The organism is Streptomyces sp. NPDC056883, assembly GCF_042788835.1.
GTDB classification, from domain to species: Bacteria; Actinomycetota; Actinomycetes; order Streptomycetales; family Streptomycetaceae; genus Streptomyces; species Streptomyces stoeckheimensis.
Genome location: NZ_JBHUBS010000006.1, coordinates 43,822 through 61,022 on the forward strand (window position 1 = coordinate 43,822; position 17,201 = coordinate 61,022).

15 protein-coding genes are annotated in these 17,201 nt (G+C 72.4%); 7 read left to right on the plus strand and 8 right to left on the minus strand.

The genetic code is table 11. The annotated features are described in order from the left end of the window. Nucleotides 1-137 precede the first annotated feature (137 nt). Nucleotides 138-698 (minus strand): hypothetical protein, encoded by a 561-nt coding sequence (locus ACFRU2_RS17095; protein ID WP_382972657.1) that lies wholly within the window; start codon nucleotides 696-698, stop codon nucleotides 138-140. Nucleotides 699-1,050: 352 nt separating this feature from the next. Here ACFRU2_RS17095 and ACFRU2_RS17100 point away from each other — a divergent pair, with 352 nt between their 5' ends. Beyond that, on the plus strand, nucleotides 1,051-1,740 hold the full coding sequence (locus ACFRU2_RS17100; protein WP_382972659.1) for a class F sortase: 690 nt from the start codon (nucleotides 1,051-1,053) through the stop codon (nucleotides 1,738-1,740). A 60-nt stretch (nucleotides 1,741-1,800) separates the two neighbouring features. On the opposite strand, the gene ACFRU2_RS17105 is transcribed toward ACFRU2_RS17100, so the two are convergent. Beyond that, the gene (locus ACFRU2_RS17105) at nucleotides 1,801-2,463 is read right to left on the minus strand and encodes a polysaccharide deacetylase family protein (RefSeq protein ID WP_382972661.1); all 663 of its coding nucleotides are present in this window, start codon (nucleotides 2,461-2,463) and stop codon (nucleotides 1,801-1,803) included. 335 nt (nucleotides 2,464-2,798) lie between these two features. Then, nucleotides 2,799-6,113 carry a bifunctional lysylphosphatidylglycerol synthetase/lysine--tRNA ligase LysX gene (gene lysX / locus ACFRU2_RS17110; protein ID WP_382972663.1) on the minus strand — a complete coding sequence of 1,105 codons (3,315 nt, stop codon included), beginning with the start codon at nucleotides 6,111-6,113 and terminating at the stop codon, nucleotides 2,799-2,801. A 61-nt stretch (nucleotides 6,114-6,174) separates the two neighbouring features. Between lysX and ACFRU2_RS17115 the strand changes: the two genes are divergently transcribed. Further along, entirely contained in the window at nucleotides 6,175-6,636 is a 462-nt protein-coding gene (locus ACFRU2_RS17115; protein ID WP_375949450.1) for a universal stress protein, read from the plus strand. A 182-nt stretch (nucleotides 6,637-6,818) separates the two neighbouring features. Then, complete coding sequence (locus ACFRU2_RS17120; RefSeq protein WP_382972665.1) at nucleotides 6,819-7,547, plus strand: DUF4328 domain-containing protein; 729 nt, start codon at nucleotides 6,819-6,821, stop codon at nucleotides 7,545-7,547. Between the two features lie 14 nt (nucleotides 7,548-7,561). On the opposite strand, the gene ACFRU2_RS17125 is transcribed toward ACFRU2_RS17120, so the two are convergent. Continuing rightward, on the minus strand, nucleotides 7,562-8,776 hold the full coding sequence (locus tag ACFRU2_RS17125) for a CapA family protein (protein WP_382972667.1): 1,215 nt from the start codon (nucleotides 8,774-8,776) through the stop codon (nucleotides 7,562-7,564). A gap of 293 nt (nucleotides 8,777-9,069) precedes the next feature. Here ACFRU2_RS17125 and ACFRU2_RS17130 point away from each other — a divergent pair, with 293 nt between their 5' ends. From ACFRU2_RS17130 to ACFRU2_RS17145, 4 genes are all read left to right on the plus strand, one after another. Beyond that, nucleotides 9,070-9,609 carry a sigma-70 family RNA polymerase sigma factor gene (locus tag ACFRU2_RS17130; RefSeq protein WP_382972669.1) on the plus strand — a complete coding sequence of 180 codons (540 nt, stop codon included), beginning with the start codon at nucleotides 9,070-9,072 and terminating at the stop codon, nucleotides 9,607-9,609. A gap of 73 nt (nucleotides 9,610-9,682) precedes the next feature. Next, a complete protein-coding gene (locus ACFRU2_RS17135) occupies nucleotides 9,683-10,345 on the plus strand; it encodes a class I SAM-dependent methyltransferase (protein ID WP_382972670.1) in 663 nt (220 codons plus the stop codon). Between the two features lie 261 nt (nucleotides 10,346-10,606). After that, nucleotides 10,607-11,071 (plus strand): hypothetical protein, encoded by a 465-nt coding sequence (locus tag ACFRU2_RS17140; RefSeq protein WP_243341408.1) that lies wholly within the window; start codon nucleotides 10,607-10,609, stop codon nucleotides 11,069-11,071. 119 nt (nucleotides 11,072-11,190) lie between these two features. Then, entirely contained in the window at nucleotides 11,191-12,261 is a 1,071-nt protein-coding gene (locus tag ACFRU2_RS17145; protein WP_382972672.1) for a beta-propeller fold lactonase family protein, read from the plus strand. Here the strand turns inward: ACFRU2_RS17145 and ACFRU2_RS17150 are convergent. The 4 genes from ACFRU2_RS17150 to ACFRU2_RS17165 all read right to left on the minus strand — a co-directional run bounded on the left by ACFRU2_RS17150 (nucleotide 12,258) and on the right by ACFRU2_RS17165 (nucleotide 17,044). Further along, nucleotides 12,258-12,662, minus strand: coding sequence for a hypothetical protein (locus ACFRU2_RS17150; RefSeq protein WP_382972674.1), 405 nt, complete (start codon nucleotides 12,660-12,662; stop codon nucleotides 12,258-12,260). The two genes, ACFRU2_RS17145 and ACFRU2_RS17150, sit on opposite strands and share 4 nt — an antisense overlap. Nucleotides 12,663-12,765: 103 nt before the next feature. Beyond that, on the minus strand, nucleotides 12,766-13,626 hold the full coding sequence (locus ACFRU2_RS17155; protein ID WP_382972676.1) for an Fpg/Nei family DNA glycosylase: 861 nt from the start codon (nucleotides 13,624-13,626) through the stop codon (nucleotides 12,766-12,768). Nucleotides 13,627-13,683: 57 nt separating this feature from the next. After that, nucleotides 13,684-15,747, minus strand: a complete 2,064-nt coding sequence (locus ACFRU2_RS17160) for a SpoIIE family protein phosphatase (RefSeq protein WP_382972678.1) — start codon at nucleotides 15,745-15,747, stop codon at nucleotides 13,684-13,686. Nucleotides 15,748-15,754: 7 nt separating this feature from the next. Next, on the minus strand, nucleotides 15,755-17,044 hold the full coding sequence (locus tag ACFRU2_RS17165; RefSeq protein WP_382972680.1) for a DUF6777 domain-containing protein: 1,290 nt from the start codon (nucleotides 17,042-17,044) through the stop codon (nucleotides 15,755-15,757). Nucleotides 17,045-17,201 lie beyond the last annotated feature (157 nt).

Below are 17,201 nucleotides of genomic sequence, written 5' to 3' on the forward strand. Positions count from 1 at the left end.
ACCCCAAGTGGTTACCCCCGTGCCCTCTCCCGTCCACACCTCCTTTTTACCCCCGGGAAGCACTTTTTCTACCCCTTCCTCGGACAAAACCCGTTCCCGACCGGCGGTTGTCCGGGCCGACCGGGGAGGTCGGCCGGTCAGGCCCGGCCGCGGATCGGGCGCCGGCGGCGCATCACGTGGGCACCGGCACCGAGGGCCGCCGCACCCACGAGGCTCGCGCCGATGGCGGTCTCGGCGGTGGACGGGCCGAGGGAGCCGCCGAGGCCTCCCTGTGCGCCGCGGCCGTCCAGGATCGTGAAGCGGTGCGTGGCGACGAGGCTGTTGTCGTGGCACTTGACCGACAGCGTGTGGTGCCCGGGCGAGGCGTGGTTGAAGATCCGGACGGTCGCGAAGCCGATGGAGCCGGCGGACAGGTTCGTCTGCGGAAAGTTGCCGTGCGAGAAGACGATGCCGCCGTGGCCGCAGCCGGCCGCGCTGACCTGCATCGTGGAGCCCTGGTGCACGGAGTACGGGTTGACCGTCACATTGCTGGGCCCGCCGTTGCCTCCCGAGGGCGGACCGCCCGCGGGGTTCGCGGGTGCCGCGGGGATCGCGGGGCTCACGGGGTTCCCGGGGTTCGCGGAGGCGAAGGGGGCACTGAGGGCGATGGCGGCGCAAGTGGCCGCCGCGGTCACGGTAAGAGCGCGGAGAACACGCATGGTGGAACCTCCAGCGGGAAGCGCCCCGGAGCGGTGGCCCGGGCAGATCGACGAGAACGCCTCCCATCACGAACCCTCGACTCGGTCCGCAACCAGCGCATGTTCGCCTTTGGGCCGCAAGGTTGAGCGACACGCCGATGCGCGGACGCGTTCGCTGACGGATCCGCAGGTCACGACCCGTCAGGCATTTATGTGACGATTACCTGGATGGGCGCACCCCTTCCGGCCCCACCACCCGTTCGCCCTTCCCCGATCGCCGTCGCGCACGCACCGCCTTAGCGTGCGTGAAGTAGGGCGTGAAGGGGTGGGACAAGAACGCGGGTCGGGACCCCCGCGTCGGGAAGGGAGAACCATGCTCGAGGACGAGAGTGAGAGGCCACCGAGGAGACGCTCCCCCTGGGGTGCGATCGCGCTGGTCATGCTCACCGGCCTCGCCATGATGCGCAACGGAGCCGAGGCCGGCGACGGACCCCCGCAGCCGGCCGCGGCGGCGGCGGTGAGTGCGCCGGCCGGGTCGGCGGTCGGGCCGCAGGCCGACCAGGCGCCCGCCGAGCCGCCCGTGCCGCCGCCGGACATGGAGGTGCTGGACCACTCGTCGGTCCAGCGCATCCGGATCCCGTCGATCAGCGTGGACGCACCGGTGATGACGGTCGGGCTGGACGCGCAGGGCTGGATCGACGCGCCGCCCCCGCAGGACAAGAACCTGGCCGGCTGGTACCTCAACGGCATCTCGCCGGGCCAGCAGGGTTCGTCGGTGATCGTGGGCCACGTGGACAACGCGCAGGGCCCCGCGGTCTTCTACGGGCTGGGCTCGGTCCAGAAGGGCAGCCGCATCGAGGTGGCGCGCTACGACGGCCGCACGGCGGTGTTCGAGGTGTACGGCGTGGAGGTCTTCTCCAAGAACACCTTCCCCGGATCCCGGGTGTACGGGGACACCGGACACGCGGAACTCCGGGTGATCACCTGTGGAGGCGGCTACTCGAAGGGGCGTGGCTACGACGGCAACGTCGTCGTGTTCGCACGGATGGTGGAGGCCCGCTGACCGACCCACCCGCGCGGCGGCGGACCGTGCCGCCGCCGCGCGGGGTGCGGAGTACGGCCGTCAGCGCGGCGGCAGGTCCGGCAGCGTCATCCGGAATCCCCGTCCGAGCAGTTGCGGCAGGTAGCTCGCCAGCGCCTGCACGCTCTGCGAGCGGTTGCCGCCCGCGTCGTGGTTCAGCACGATCACCCCGGGCGCGGCCTGTTTGAGGACCCGCGAGACGATCGCGCCGGTGCCCGGCTCTTTCCAGTCCAGGGTGTCCACGGTCCAGGCGAGCGGTTCCATGCCGAGCTCCGCGCCGATCTCGAAGGCGGCCCGGTTCCACGCCCCGTAGGGCGCCCGGAACCACAGCGGAGCGGTGCCGACGGCCTTCTGCACGACCTCGCTCGTGCGGCCGATCTCGGAGGCCATCGCCGGCCGGCTGATCTTGGTGAGCTGCGGATGGGTCCAGGTGTGATTGCCGATGACGTGTCCTTCGGCCACCATCCTGCGCAGCAGGTCCTGGTTCTCCACCGCCATCTCCCCGCAGACGAAGAACATGGCCCGGACTCCGTGGCGCGCGAGGGTGTCCAGGATGCCCGGGGTGTAGCGGGGGTCGGGGCCGTCGTCGAAGGTGAGGGTCATGGCGCTCGCCGTGCTCGCACCGGCGGGGAGTTCCAGGATCGGCCGGGTCCGTACGGAGGGCTTCGCCGCGGGTGCGCGCTCCGGGGCCCCTTCGGAGGTCATCGGCTCGAGCCGGTACGGGGATCCGCGCGGGAACTGCGGCAGTCCGGCGGGGGCTCCGGTGAGGGGTCCGGGCCCTGCGGCCCCGCCGGGTGCCGGCCCGGGGCCGGCGCCCGCGACGGGGGTCCGTGCGCCCGATGGCGGCAGATCGGTTTCACCGCCCGTCAGCAGCTGCGGCGGCGGCGACTCCGAGGAAGACGGCGGAGCGCAGGAGCACGCGTCGCCCTACTGTCGGCTCGTCATTTTTCATTACTACTACGTATCAACGACATCGCCGCAGATGTCGAGAGGCACGGACGCGCCCCCGTGCGCTCACCCGCCCGGAGTAGTCCTGCCGGTCAGCCCCTCCTCACCAGCGGGAACGGCAGCGTCTCCCGGATCGTGAGCCCCGTGAGGAACATGACGAGGCGGTCGACCCCGATGCCCAGCCCGCCGGTCGGCGGCATCGCGTACTCCAGTGCGTCCAGGAAGTCGTTGTCGAGCTCCATGGCCTCCGGATCCCCGCCCGCCGCCAGCAGCGACTGCGCGGTCAGCCTGCGCCGCTGCTCGACGGGGTCGGTCAGTTCCGAGTAGGCGGTGCCCAGTTCGGTGCCGAAGGCCACCAGGTCCCAGCGCTCCGCGAGCCTGGGGTCCTTGCGGTGCTGCCGGGTGAGCGGGGAGACGTCGGTCGGGAAGTCCTTGTAGAAGGTGGGGAGCTTGGTCCGCTCCTCCACGAGCCGCTCGTACATCTCCAGGACCACGTCGCCCCGGGTGTCGTCGGGCGCGTGCGGCACGGCCGCGCGGTCGCACAGCCGCCGCAGGACGTGCTCCTCGGTGTCGGCGTCGACCTCCTCGCCCAGGGCCTCGCTGATCGCCCCGTACATCGTCTTGACCGGCCAGGGTCCGGAGATGTCGTGGACGACGAGCTTCCCGTCCGGTCCCGCCTTGTGCGCGATGGGCGAGCCGAAGGCGGCCGTGGCGGCGCCCTGGATCAGCTCGCGGGTCAGGTCGAGCATCACGTCGTAGTCGGCGAAGGCCTGGTAGGCCTCCAGCATCGTGAACTCGGGGTTGTGCTTGTAGGAGACGCCCTCGTTGCGGAAGGTGCGGCCCATCTCGAAGACCTTCTCCATACCGCCCACGCACAGCCGCTTCAGGTACAGCTCGGGTGCGATGCGCAGGTACAGGTCGAGGTCGTAGGCGTTGATGTGGGTGCGGAACGGGCGGGCGTTGGCCCCGCCGTGGATCTGCTGGAGCATCGGGGTCTCGACCTCCAGGTAGCCCCGGTCCAGCAGCCCCTGCCGCAGGGCCTGGACGGCGCTGGAGCGGGCCCGTACGACGTCGCGCGCCTCGGGGCTGGCGACCAGGTCGAGGTAGCGCTGGCGGACCTTGGCCTCCGGGTCGGCGAGGCCCTTGCGCTTGTCGGGCAGCGGGCGCAGGCACTTGCCGGTGAGCTGCCAGGAGTCGACGACCACGGACAGTTCGCCGGCCTTGCTGGCGCCGACCTCGCCGCTCGCGACGACGTGGTCGCCGAAGTCCACCTGGGAGGTGAAGGCGTCGAGCACGGAGGCGCCCGCCTCGTCCCGGGTGAACATCAGCTGGATGTCCCCGGACCAGTCCCGCAGGACCGCGAACACCACGCCGCCGAGGTCGCGCACGACCATCACGCGTCCGGCGAGGGTGACGGGCGAGCCGGTGCGGGCGCCGGGCGGGTAGCCGGGGTGCGCGGCCTTGAGCTCGGCGACGGTGTGGGTGCGCTGCGGGATGCCGACGGGGTACGGGTCGGTGCCGGCGGCCCGGATCCGCTCGAGCTTGTCGTGCCGGACCCGGACCTGTTCGGGCTGCCGCTCGGCCCGCGCGGCCTCGGCGTCCTCCTCCCCTACGGATTCCAGCCCGAGGGACTCGATGGGCGGCAGGCCCGCGGTGGTGGCGGGGGCGGTGAGCCCGCGGGGGTGGCCGTTGCCCCACAGGGTGCGCATGCTCGGCACGGAGACGAACCCCTCGGCGATGCCGGAGGCGAGGCTGACCCGGGCGAGCGAGCCGGCGTCCTGGAAGCAGAGGAACCGCGGGTACCACTCGGGGCCGTACTTGACGTTCGAGCGGTACAGCGCCTCCAGCTGCCACCAGCGGGAGAAGAAGAGCAGCAGCTTGCGCCACACCTTGAGGACGGGACCGGCGCCGATCCGGCCGCCCTCTTCGAAGGCGGAGCGGAAGACCGCGAAGTTGAGGGAGATGCGGCGCACGCCCAGTCCCGGGGCGGCCGCGCAGAGCTCGGCGACCATGAACTCCATGACCCCGTTGGGGGCGGCCCGGTCCCGGCGCATCAGGTCGAGGGAGATGCCGTCCTTGCCCCAGGGCACGAAGGAGAGCAGGGCGATCAGCTCGCCCTTGTCGTCGAAGGCCTCCACGAGGAGGCAGTCCCCGTCGGCGGAGTCCCCGAGCCGGTCGAGGGCCATGGAGAAGCCGCGTTCGGTCTCGGTGTCGCGCCACTTGTCGGCCCGGTCCACGATCGTCTGCATCTCGTCCTCGGAGAGGGCGGAGTGGCGGCGGATGACCGTGCTGGCTCCGGTGCGCTTGACACGGTTGACGGCCTGCCGGGTGACGCGCATGTCGCGGCCGTCAAGGTCGAAGTGGGCGACGTGCAGGATGGCCTCGTCGCCGAGCTGGAGGGCGCCGAGTCCGGAGCGGGCGTACGCGGTCGCCCCGTCCTCGGAGGCGCCCATGACGGCGGGCTGCCAGCCGTAGCGCCGGGCGACGGCGAGCCAGGCGTCGATGGCGGGGGTCCAGGCGGCCGGGTCGCCGACGGGGTCGCCGCTGCCGAGGCAGACGCCGGCCTCGACCCGGTAGGTGACGGCGGCCTTGCCGTTCGGGGCGAACACCACGGCCTTGTCCCGCCGGGTGGCGAAGTAGCCGAGGGAGTCGTTGCGCCCGTAGGCGCCCAGCAGCGCCCGGATCCGGGGCTCCTCGTCCCCGTGCAGGGCGGCGGTCAGCCGCTGGGAGCGGAAGAGGGTGGCGGCGGCGTTCAGCAGGGCGAGGGCGCCGAAGAGGCCGAGCAGGAAGTACAGGGGCCGGGGCGGGTGGCCGTCGAACTGCCGGGCCGAGAACAGCCCGCCGAAGACCTGCTTGGCGGACCAGTCCAGCCACTGCCCCCTGGGCAGGCTTCCCGGGAACAGTGCGACCAGGCCCCAGCCGAGGAAGACGGCCGCGAGCAGGCCGAGCCCGAGCACGAGCAGGGCCCGCCACAGGGCCCCCGGCCGGGAGGCGGCGTTGAACTCCTTGCGCGCGGCGATCAGGAGGACGAGGGCGGCGACCGCGATGGCCATGGAGGAGAAGCCCACCCAGTAGTCCTCCTCCGCCACGGTCAGCACGTCGACCAGGAGCAGCAGGGCCAAATAGGTGACGACGATCCACCAGGCGACCTTCTTGCGCATGCCGAGTGCGGCGGCGAGGAGGAAGAGGAAGACGGCGTAGGCGAGGTTGGCGCTGACCGGTACGACGATGGCGTCGAGGAAGCGCACGATGGGCCGCAGCAGGCGGCGCAGCGTCGGGGAGAGCGCCAGCAGGGCGCACAACAGGCCGAGCGTGCCGAAGAACGCTCCGAAGGCATCGGGCACCCGGTTCAGGAAGCGGCTGCGACTGCCGCGCGTCCCGCGCGTCTCCTCCACGGTGGCACTCATGGTTCGCACTGTAGGGAGGGCCGCGCCCCTTCGCGCGGCGAGCGGGTTTAGCCTCGTAAGGGTGACGGAGCACGTGGGTACGGGATTCGAGCGCGGTACGGACGGTCCGAAGGTGATCCTCGCCGGGGTGGACGGGTCACCGTCCTCGCTCCGCGCGGCCGCCTACGCGGCGGGGCTGGCACGGCGGCAGAACGCGCTGCTGGCGCTGGTGTACGTCCAGCCGGTGATGCCGGCCGGGGCCTCGCTGGGGGCTCCGGTGTCGGAGGCCACCGAGGAGATCGCGGAGGGGCTGGTGGCCGAGATCCGGGAGTCCGCGGAGCGGCTGAAGGGCGTCTACGACGTCCGCTGGCAGTTCCACACCTTCCGCGGGGACGCGTACGCCGGGCTGGTGAGCGCGGCGGAGGAGCTGATGGCGGACGCGGTGGTGGTCGGAGCCTCGGAGCAGGCCGGACACCGGATCGTGGGCTCGGTGGCGATCCGTCTGGTGAAGGCGGGGCGCTGGCCGGTGACGGTGGTGCCGTAGCCGTGCGGCGGTGGTCCCGCCGGCGGTGATTCGCCCCAGCAACGGGATCACCGTAGACGGAGAACCAGGGCGTGACATACATTCAGGCAGCTCAGACAGGTCGGGCCACGCACAAGGCGGCCCACAGGGCGGCCCGTTTCCATGTCATTCCTTGCATATGTTCCCGTGGGGGGTACTTCGTCATGTCCTCGATCGCACCCGGTCCGTCGCCGTCTGCGACGCCGGGCCCCTATCTGCCGCAGGCCGTCCACGTCCTGCGCTCCCCCGAAGGGCTGGCGAAGGCCCTGACCGCGCTGCTGTCCGCGGTGGGCGGGCTCAGCCTCGTCCTGTCCGGGGCAGACCTGTACCGGTCCGGCCTGCAGGACGACCTCGTGAGCGGGTCCTCGACCGAAACGAGCGAGCGCCTCGGTGGGCTCGACTCGCTCAGCATCCCCCTCGGCTTCCTCCACGGCGTCCTCTACCTGGCCACTGCCGTGGTGTTCGTCCTCTGGTTCCACCGGGTCCGCTGCAACGGACAGGTGTTCCGTCCCGACGGCTTCAGCCAGTCCGCCGGCTGGGCCATCGGCGGGTGGTTCGTCCCGTTCGCGAACCTCTTCTTCCCGTACCGGACGGCGCGGCAGACCTGGGACGCCAGCACCCAGTACGCGCCCGACGGCACCTACCGGCAGGTGTCGGGCGCCCCGGTGGTCGCCTGGTGGCTGGCGTTCGTGGTCAGCATGGTCCTCGACCGCGTGGCCTCCCGGCAGTACCTGGCGGCCTTGACGCACGAGGCGCTCAGCGACGGGGCCGCCTTCATGGCGGCTGCGGAGCTCTCCACCACGGTGGCCGCCGTGCTGGCCGTCCTCTTCGTGCGCAAGCTGACCGCGATGCAGCGCGTCAAGGCCGTCCAGGGCCCGAACGCCGCCGCCTGACCCCCCGTCGGGGCCTACTTCGCCATCACGAGGCCGTCCTTCGCCGCGCCGCGGCCGAGGACGGCCTCGGTGATCTCGTCACGCGCCTCCTCGTAGTCCTCGCGGCCCGGCGACTGCGCGAGGGCGGCCGGGAGGTTGACGACCCGGCCCGCCCGCAGGTCCATCATCTGCGGGACGAACTCGGCCTTGGTGACCTGCCAGCGCTGCCCGGGGGCTGCCGGCGGGGCGAAGGTGAAGCGGCCGATGGAACCGTAGTTGCCGCGCATGTCCCGTGCGCCGCTGTAGTTGAACATCTCACCGGCGACCTGGTCGCCCATGCCGTAGACGATCCAGGTCCCGTTGACCTTCTCGTACGCCTGCGGGATGTGGGCGTGGGTGCCGAGGATCATGTCCACGTCGGGGCGGCCGCCGGTCTGCGAGGCGGTCAGCGCCTTGCCGAGCGCGAGCTGCTTCTCGTCCGGTTCGGTCTGCCATTCCGTGCCCCAGTGGAGGCTGACGAGGACCACGTCGGCGCCCGCCTTACGGGCCGCCCGGGAGTCCGCGATGATCTTCTCCTGCTCCATCAGGTTGACCGCCCAGGGCTGCCCCTCGGGCATCGGGTAGCCGTTGGTGTCGTACGTGTAGGCGAGGTGCGCGACCTTCGCGGAGCCCGCGGTGTACATCGTCACGGTGCCCGCCTCGGCTTCCGTACGGGCCGAACCCGCGTGCTTCAGGCCGACCTTGTCGAACCGGTCGAGGGTGCGCTTCAGACCGGCGCCGCCACCGTCGAGGGTGTGGTTCGAGGCCGTGGAACAACCGTCGTACCCGGCGTCCTTGAGGCCGTCGGCGACCTCGGGCGGGGACTGGAAGGCGGGGTAGCCGGTGAACGGGCCGCCGTCCGGTCCGTAGATGGTCTCCATGTGACAGAGGGCCAGGTCGGCGGCCGAGACGATCGGCTTGACCCCGGAGAACATCGGCCGGAAGTCGTGGCCGTCGCCGTCCGCGTCGGAGGCCGCCCGCCGGATCACCGACTCGTGCGGCAGCACGTCACCGCTCGCGACCAGGGTGAAGCCCTTCATCGAGCCGCCGGCGGGGGCCGTGGTGGATCCGGGAGCGCCCGAGGCCGCCGGGGCGGACGGGGAGCCCGCGAGGCGGGCCGGCGCGGGGTCCCCGCCGACGGAGCAGCCGGCTACGGCCGACAGCACGACGGCGGTCAGGAGTGCGAGGGCGTGGCGGGTGCGCGCGGTCATCTGTCCCGGCTCTCCTTGATGAGCTTGATTTGTACGACTACCTGATCTTCAGTCAATCCATAGAAAGAGACGCCTGAAGTCAAGAAACGGCTCCGTCGGCCGGCCGCGCACTCACTCCAATGGCCGTTCGGCGTGCCGTTCGACCGTTCACCGCCCCGCGCGGCCGCCCACCGGATGACCCGGGTGGTTGGGCGCACCGTCCGGACGGGACGGTTCCCGGGCGGCCCGGTGCAGGTCAGGGTGGATCCGTCGACCCCGACCACCCCCGCACCGACCTCCGGAAGGAGCCTCCCGTGCCCCTTGCCCCCACCCTCCTGCGCACCGACCCCGAGGCACTGGCCGAACTCCAGCGCGAACACGGACGGGCTCTGTTCGGTTTCCTGCTGGGCCTCACGGCCGGGGACGCCCAGCGCGCGGAGGACCTCGTGCAGGAGACCCTCCTGCGGCTCTGGCAGCACCCGGAGGTCCTGGGCAGCTCCTACGAGTCCCTGCGGCCCTGGCTGTTCACGGTGGCCCGTCGGCTCGCCATCGACGCCCGGCGGGCGCGCCTGTCCAGGCCCCTGGAGGTGGACCCGGAGGGGCTGGACCAGGCACCCGCGCCGGGGGACGCGGTGGCGGGCTCGGTGACGGCCATAGACGTACGGCGGGCCGTGGGATCACTGGGGCCGGAGCACCGGGACGTGCTGGTGCAGGTCTACTTCCAGGACCGCTCGGTGGCCGAGGCCGCGGCCGAGCTCGGCATTCCGGCGGGGACGGTCAAATCCCGTACGTACTACGCCCTGCGCGCCCTGCGGAAGGACCTCCAGGGCTACGGGTACGGACTCGGCGCCTGAGGGCGGGCGACCGGTGTCCGGGGGCGTCGTCAGTGCCGGGGGCGTTGTCAGTGCCGGCTGCCAGACTCGCGGGATGCCGAACTCCACGAACACCGCTGCCATCACCGCCTACTGGGACACGGCCGCGGCCGGGTTCGACGAGGAGCCGGACCACGGCCTGCGGGCCCCTCAGACCCGTGACGCCTGGGCGGACCTCCTCGGATCCTGGCTGCCGGCCGGACCGCTCGACGTCCTCGACGTGGGCTGCGGCACCGGGTCGCTGTCCTTGCTGGCCGCCGAAGCAGGGCACCGGGTCACCGGCGTGGACCTCTCTCCGCAGATGGTCGGGCACGCCCGGGCGAAACTGGCCGCCGCAGGCCTGACCGGCCGGTTCCTGGTCGGCGACGCCGCCGCTGCGCCCACCGGGGACCAGCGGTTCGACGTCCTGCTCTCCCGCCACCTGGTGTGGACCCTGCCCTCCCCCGGGGCCGCGCTCGGCGACTGGGTCGGCCGGCTGCGTCCGGGCGGCACCCTCGTCCTCGTCGAGGGCCGCTGGCGCGAATCCGGTGCGAGCGCAGCACCGTACGTACCCGGCGCGGAGACCCTGCCCTGGGCGGGCGGCGTCGGCGCCGACGAACTCGCCGCCGCCGTACGCCCGCTCGTGACCGCTCTGCGCGTCGAGCCCCTCGGGGACAACGCGGCCCTGTGGGGACGCGCGGTGACCGACGAACGCTACGCCGTGATCGCCACGGTCTGACCGACCCGGGGCGGCCCGGGAGGCGCCTCGCCCGAGGTGCGGCGAATGCGTCAAAGAATGGCCTGAACGCCCGCGAAGCGGACACGAACCGCATCGAAACCGGCATCGGACCGTTCAAGTTGAGTAAACATCCCCCGCTTCGCGAGCCGCGCAAGGAAGGCTCGGCGTTGACGGCGGGAAGACGCGACGCATGCGGGAGAAGGTGGAACGGTGCAGCCCGAGGGTACGAACGGCACCAGTGACGGTGGGCTCGCGGTGCCCATGGCATGGCTCTACGCGGAGTACATCGCCGACGAACTGCTGCGCACGGGCCGGCTGATCCCGGTCAGCACCCTGGAGTTCCGCGCCGGACGCGACACGCTCGCGCTGACCATCTACCTCTCGGACGCCGCCGGAGAACTCTCCGGGATCCGGGTCGTCTCGCAGCTCGACGAGTGGATGTCGCTGACGGCGTACGGTCACCCCTGGCGCGACTGGGTCCACACCCGGTTCCTCGCGCTGGGCGAGGAGGCCCGCGAGCGCGGCCGGGGCGAGGACCCCGATCTGGAGCTGGCCCGGGCGGCCTGGCGCTGGCTGGACCACACGGAGCTGTTCGCCACCAACCTCGACCCGGGACGCCACGGCCACGCCGACACCCCGCCGGGCCTGGACGAGAACGCCCGGGTCTGGACCCCGGCCTGGCAACTCGGCCTGCCGCTGGGACACTTGGCGATGCACCTGTTCTGAGACCGGCCGGGTTCCGTCTCTTTGGTTGCAACCCGCCGGCGGCGTAGGCGATGCGCCGTTCGGTCAGCCCGAGCGTGAGCCTCACGCGGCTTTCCGCTCCGGAGACTTAGCGTGGCCCCATGACGAGTAGTCAGGACCTTGCGCGGCGGGCAGCCGTGGTGCTCTGTGTGGCAGCGGCGCTGACGGGACCGGGTGACCTGGCCGGCGCATCCGTCGGGACGACGGCAGTCGGGTTGTCCCCGCGGCCTGGCGCTCTCGTCTACATCGCCAATCTCCACTCCGACACGGTGTCGGTCGTCGACACCGGCACCGGCACGGTCGTGGACAGCGTTCCCGTAGGGGACGGACCGGACAGCGTGGCCGTCAGCCCGGACGGCTCCCGCGTCTACGTCACCAATTCCGCGTCGGACACCGTATCGGTGATCGACGCCCGTACCAGGACGGTCATCGCCACCGTCGCCGTCGGGGACGAACCGAGCAGAGTGACGGTCTCTCCCGACAACCGGAACGTCTACGTCGCCAATGTCGGGTCGGACGACGTGTCGGTGATCAGCACCCGCACACGTGCCGTGACGGACACCATCGCGGTGGGCGATGCCCCGCTGGGCGTGGCGGTGGCGCCCGACGGATGCACCCTCTACGTCGCCAACGCCGCGTCCGGCACCGTCTCGGTGGTCCGCACCGCCACCGGAACGGTCACCGACACCATCCCCGTCGGCAGCGGACCGACCGCTCTGGTCCTCACCCCCGACGGCCGCCGCCTGTACGTCTCCAACCTGACCTCGGACGACGTGTCGGTGGTCGATGTCCACGACGGCACGGAAACGGACCGCATCCCGGTCGGGGACCAGCCTGCGGGAATCGGGGTGCGACCGGACGGGCGACAGGTGTACGTCGCCAACATCGGGTCCGACACCGTGTCCGTGATCAGCACCCGCGGCCGCGCCGTCACGGAAACCGTCGCCGTGGGAGACGGCCCCAACGGCCTCGCCGTCAGCCCGGACGGCTCCCTCGTCCACGTCAGCAACTTCGACTCGGACACCCTGTCGGTCATCGGCACCTCGACGGCTCGCGTGACGAACACGGTGCCCGTGGGCGACGGGCCGACCGGCGTGGCAGCGGCACAGGGAGAACCGGTCACGGCCCGGGGTCCGGACACCGCGCCGGTGCAGCTCCGCGAGACCCCCTAGTCCGGCCGGCGCGGTCCCGGCGACTCCGTCGGGTCGGTGACCAGCCCGGTGAAATCGGACTCGTTGCGCTCGGCCCGGATCACGTACGCACGGGCGACGCACCACAGCACCGGGTACACCAGCACCCCGAGCGCGACCCAGACCAGCGGGCCCGACGCGACCCGCGGGAGCAGGAACAGCAGCGGCAGCAGGCCCACCAGGAGGACGAGCGCGGCCAGGGCGGCGAGTCCGGCGCGGAGTTGGCTGCGCATGAGGGCCCGTACGTAGGTGGCGCCCAGGGTGGTCTGCTCGGAGATCTCGGACCGCGCCGGCGTATGCGCGGGAGGCATCCTGCGACTGCCGCGCGGAACCCCCGTGACGACCTCCCGCCGGGGCGGCTGCGACTGCTGCTCCTCGGGCATGGGCCGGAGTCTAACCGCAGTCGGGCCGGCCGGGCCCTCCCGGAAGGGCCCCCGGCAGGGGTTGCCGTAGGAGTTCCGCAGGGGCTCCCGCAGGCCCCTGGGCCTACTTCAGCAGCTTCGACAGCCTGCGGTCGGCGAGCGGCTTCCCTCCGGTCTGGCAGGTCGCGCAGTACTGGAGCGAGGAGTCGGCGAAGGAGACCGAACGGACGGTGTCCCCGCACACCGGGCAGGGCTCGCCCGCGCGGCCGTGGACCCGCATCCCGCTCTTCTTCTCGGCCTTGAGCCGTCCGGCGGCCACCCCGTGCGCCCGCTCGACGGCCGTGCGCAGGGTTTCCTCGACGGCCGCGTACAGCTGGTCCGCCTGCGCCTCGTCGAAGGAGGCCGCCAGCTTGAAGGGCGAGACCTTGGCGTGGTGGAGGATCTCGTCGCTGTAGGCGTTGCCGATCCCCGCGATGACGCTCTGGTCGCGCAACACCCCCTTGATCTGGCGCCGTTCCCCGGCGAGCAGCGCACCGAAGGCCTCGCGGTCGAAGCCCTCGGCGAGCGGGTCCGGGCCGAGCCGGGCGATGCCGGGGACCTCGTGCGGATCGCGGACCACGTACACGGCGAGCCGCTTCTGGGTCCCGGCCTCGGTGAGGTCGAACCCGCCGCCACCCTCGAGGACCAGTCGCAGCGCGAGCGGTCCCTTGCCGGGGCCCGGCGGCCGGTCGGGAACGGCGTCCATCCAGCGCAGCCAGCCGGCCCGGGCGAGGTGGGTGACGAGGTGCAGTTCGCCGATGCGCAGGGCGAGGAACTTCCCGTACCGGGCGGTGGTCCCGGCCCGCTGCCCTTCGAGTGCGGTCAGGGGCGGATCGTACGTCTTGAGCACGCTCACGGCGAGCGGGAGGACGCGCTCGACCACCCGCCCGGCGAGGTGTTCGTCGAGGAACTCCCTCAGGGCCTCGACTTCGGGCAGCTCGGGCATGCCCCCAGCCTGCCGCGCCCCCGGGCGAAGCGCGAGCCGTGGGCGGACCGTACGGACTCACGGCATGGTGAACTCGCACCACACGCACTTGCCGCTCCCCCGCGATTCCACGCCCCAGACGTCCGCCAGCCGGTCCACCAGCATCAGACCGCGTCCCGAGACCCCGGAGTCGCCCGCCTCCCTGCGGCGGGGCAGGGCGCTGGAGCGGTCCTCGACCTCCACGCGGAGCCGGCGTTCGGGGCCGGTCAGGACCCGCAGCGTCACGATGGCGGGACCGTCGGTGTGCATGAGGGCGTTGACGATGAGCTCGTCGGCGACCAGCTCGATCTCGTCCGCCCGCTCCCGGGCGCCCCAGGTCCGCACCGCAGCGCCGATCATGTGGCGGGCCGATACGAGGGCCTCCGGATCGCCGGGGGCCACGTGCTGCTGGAGCCGGCCGCCGGCCTGCTGGACCTCCTCGGCCTCGCGGCGGAGCAGCAGCAGCGCCATGTCGTCGTCGCCGCCCCGGTCGTCCACGACCTCGCACAGCCGGTCGGCGAGCAGGGCCAGGTCGGCCGGTCCGGTGCGGACGAGGGAGGCGAGGAGCCGGACGCCGTCGTCGAGGTCGGCTCCGGGTTGTTCCACCAGGCCGTCCGTGCACAGCAGAAGCGTTTCCCCCGGTCCCAGCTCGACCGTGGTCACCGGATACTCCAGCAGCCCGAACTCCGCGGACAGCCCCAGCGGCATCCCGCCCTCCAGCGCGAGGCGCTCGCAGCCCCCGTCCCGGGTGCGCAGCAGGGGGTCGATGTGGCCGGCCCGGACCAGTTGCAGCACCCCGGTCGACAGGTCGGCCTCGGCGTACGTGCAGGTGGCGAAGCGGTCGGTGTCCAGCTCGTGCAGGAAGACGGAGGCCCGGGCCATGACGGTGGCCGGCGAGTGCCCTTCGGCCGCGTAGGCGCGCAGCACGATCCGCAGCTGGCCCATGACCGCCGCGGCGTGGGTGTCGTGGCCCTGGACGTCGCCGATGACGGCGCCGACCCGGCCGCCGGGCAGCGGGATGATGTCGTACCAGTCGCCGCCGATGTCCTGGCCCATCTTGGCCGAGCGGTACCGTACGGCGATCTCGGCGCCCGGCACCGAGGGGATCCGGCGCGGCAGCATCGCCTGCTGGAGCCCTTCCGCGAGATCGTGCTCCTGCTCCAGCAGCATCGCCCGCTGCAGGCTCTGGGCGATGCTGCTGCCGAGCGCGACGAGCAGGTTCCGCTCCTCCTGGGTGAAGCCGTCCTTGTCCCGGTAGAGCAGGCCGATCGCACCGATCGGGCGGGCCTGGGCGATCAGCGGCAGGTAGGCGGCCGCCGAGATGTGCATGGACGAGATCTTCGCCCAGAGCCCGGGGTACCCGGCGGCGAACTCGGCCGCGGAGTCCAGGAACCGCGGCTGGAGCGAGCGCACCACCTCGCTCATCGGGTACTGCTCGTCGATGCGGGTGTAGCGGGTGCCGGGGACGAAGCTGCCCGCGGGGCCCTCGGCGACGAGGTGGATCCGGCCGGCTTCGACCAGTCCCATCACCATGCCCATGGATCCGAGCCGTTCCAGGCCGTGGGCGTCGCCGAGCGCGTCGATGACGTCCTGGACGGTCCGGGCGTGCGCGAGCGCGGCGGTGGTGCTCTCGACCACGGACGTCTGGCGGCGCCGCTCCTCGTCCAGCCCGAGGCGCTCCGCCGAATGACTGAGCTCCTCGGTGGCGTCGCGGACGATGCCGATGATCCGGTACGGGCGGCCGTCCGGGCCGCGCATGACCCGGCCCTGGGTGTGCGTCCAGCGCAGCGTGCCGTCGTGGCAGCGGATCCGGAAGTAGGCGCCGTAGCTGTCGACCCCGCTCTTGAGGGCCGAGGAGACGAGTGCGTCGAGCCGGGCACCCTCGGCGGGCGGGACGCGCGGCGAGAGCGACTCGGGGCGGCCGTCGTACTCCTCGGGGGTCGTGTCGAAGACCTCGAGGGCCGCGGAGTCCATGTGCATGAGACCGGTGACCAGGTCCCAGTCGAAACTGCCCATGCGGTTCAGCGAGAGCGACCGGTCCGGATGTGCGGGCCAGTCCTCCGGCAGTGATACGGCGGTCGGCACCGGTCCACCATGACACACGGGCCGGTCAGGCGCTCTCCAGGTACTGGCCGTCGTACGGGGCCGAGGGCTGCTGCTCGGGGACGGAGTAGGGGTCGGCGTACGGGTCCGTGTACGGGTCCGTGTCGGGGTTCGCGTACGGGTCCCCGTACGGATCGCTCGGCTGCGGCGACGACCCGTCGGGGCCCACCAGGGTTCCCGGGTCGCCCGGGGTCTGCCCGGGCAGGTCGGAGGGGATGTCGGCGGGCTGGTCGGTGCCCGGCGGCGGGGCCGTGGGCGGGCCGGAGGGGATGCCCTTGGAGGGCTGGTCGGGGGCCGTCGGGGTGGTGGGGGTGTTCGGAGCCGTCTGCGGGGAGCTCGGCGGGCAGTCGGCCGCGTTCGGGGCGGGGCTGCGGCCGGGGCTGGGCGGGCCGGTGGGCGGCTCGGTGCGGGCGAGGCTGTTGTTCTCCGGGGTCCGGCACGGTGCGGTCGGCGAGGTGCCGGGCGGGATCGCGGGCCCGGCGGGGATCCCGTCGGCCGGGTCGTACGGGGGCGGCGCCTGCGGGGCGCGGTCCTGGGCTCCGTCGTCTCCGGCCGTGCGCTCGATCCAGGTGTTGTCGGCCATGTTGACGATGACCAGGTTGTTGATCACCTGCATGGTCGGCTCGATGACCACGACCTGGGTGGGCTGGTAGCCGCTCCAGGGGTCCCCCTTGAGCACCGGTGCGCCCCTGGCGGCGCGCGGAGCGAGCAGCGGGTTCCCGCAGGCGCAGCGGACGCGGGGCATTCCGTGGTCGTCCACGAGGACGGCGGTGCCGGCCTGGAGGACGGACTGGAAGGCGTTGGGCCTGCCGCCGACGAAGCCGTGGTTGGTCACCCGGGTGTCGGCGCGCAGCACGACCGGGGTGAGGCCGCGCAGGAAGTCGGGGATCTTCTCCTGCTCCACCTGGGAGGCCTCGGCGAAGGCGCGCGCCTTGGCGTCGTCGGCGGTCAGGGACTGGACCTGCGCCTCCACGTCGCAGCTGCCGAGCCGCTGGGTTCCGCCGTACAGGCCGGGGGTGGCCGCGTTGACGGTGCGGATGCCCTGGCCGGTCGCGTTGGGCAGCGGGGGCTGGACGGGGGCGGATTCGGCGGTGGCGGAGGAGGAGGTGAAGGGGTCGGGGCCCGCCGAGGCCACGGGCTGGAGGTGGACGTCCTGGCTCTCGGCGGCGGGGCCCTTGGTCCGTCCCTCGTCGCCGGTGGCCCCGCAGGCCGCGGCGAGGAGTCCGAGGACGGTGAAGAGGGCCGCACGGGCCGGTGCGTGACGACGCGGCGCCTGACGGGGTGTCGGTGCGTACACGTTTCATCTCCCTTTTCGCCCCGGTTGCTCCCTCTTGTCTGCCGTATGTACGGGGTGCCCGCAACCGGAGATCACGCACCCGACGCCATCTTGAACATGTTCAAGATGGCGTCTAGGCTCACGACCGTGAGTTGAACGCGTTCAATGCGTTCGTTCC

Excerpts from the sequence above, each read along its gene's own strand:
- ACFRU2_RS17150 (WP_382972674.1), bottom strand. The coding sequence starts at position 12,662 with ATGCCCGAGGAGCAGCAGTCGCAGCCGCCCCGGCGGGAGGTCGTCACG.
- ACFRU2_RS17135 (WP_382972670.1), top strand. The coding sequence starts at position 9,683 with ATGCCGAACTCCACGAACACCGCTGCCATCACCGCCTACTGGGACACG.
- ACFRU2_RS17125 (WP_382972667.1), bottom strand. The coding sequence starts at position 8,776 with ATGACCGCGCGCACCCGCCACGCCCTCGCACTCCTGACCGCCGTCGTG.
- ACFRU2_RS17155 (WP_382972676.1), bottom strand. The coding sequence starts at position 13,626 with ATGCCCGAGCTGCCCGAAGTCGAGGCCCTGAGGGAGTTCCTCGACGAA.
- ACFRU2_RS17145 (WP_382972672.1), top strand. The coding sequence starts at position 11,191 with ATGACGAGTAGTCAGGACCTTGCGCGGCGGGCAGCCGTGGTGCTCTGT.
- ACFRU2_RS17095 (WP_382972657.1), bottom strand. The coding sequence starts at position 698 with ATGCGTGTTCTCCGCGCTCTTACCGTGACCGCGGCGGCCACTTGCGCC.
- ACFRU2_RS17100 (WP_382972659.1), top strand. The coding sequence starts at position 1,051 with ATGCTCGAGGACGAGAGTGAGAGGCCACCGAGGAGACGCTCCCCCTGG.
- ACFRU2_RS17140 (WP_243341408.1), top strand. The coding sequence starts at position 10,607 with ATGGCATGGCTCTACGCGGAGTACATCGCCGACGAACTGCTGCGCACG.
- lysX (WP_382972663.1), bottom strand. The coding sequence starts at position 6,113 with ATGAGTGCCACCGTGGAGGAGACGCGCGGGACGCGCGGCAGTCGCAGC.
- ACFRU2_RS17120 (WP_382972665.1), top strand. The coding sequence starts at position 6,819 with ATGTCCTCGATCGCACCCGGTCCGTCGCCGTCTGCGACGCCGGGCCCC.
- ACFRU2_RS17105 (WP_382972661.1), bottom strand. The coding sequence starts at position 2,463 with ATGACCTCCGAAGGGGCCCCGGAGCGCGCACCCGCGGCGAAGCCCTCC.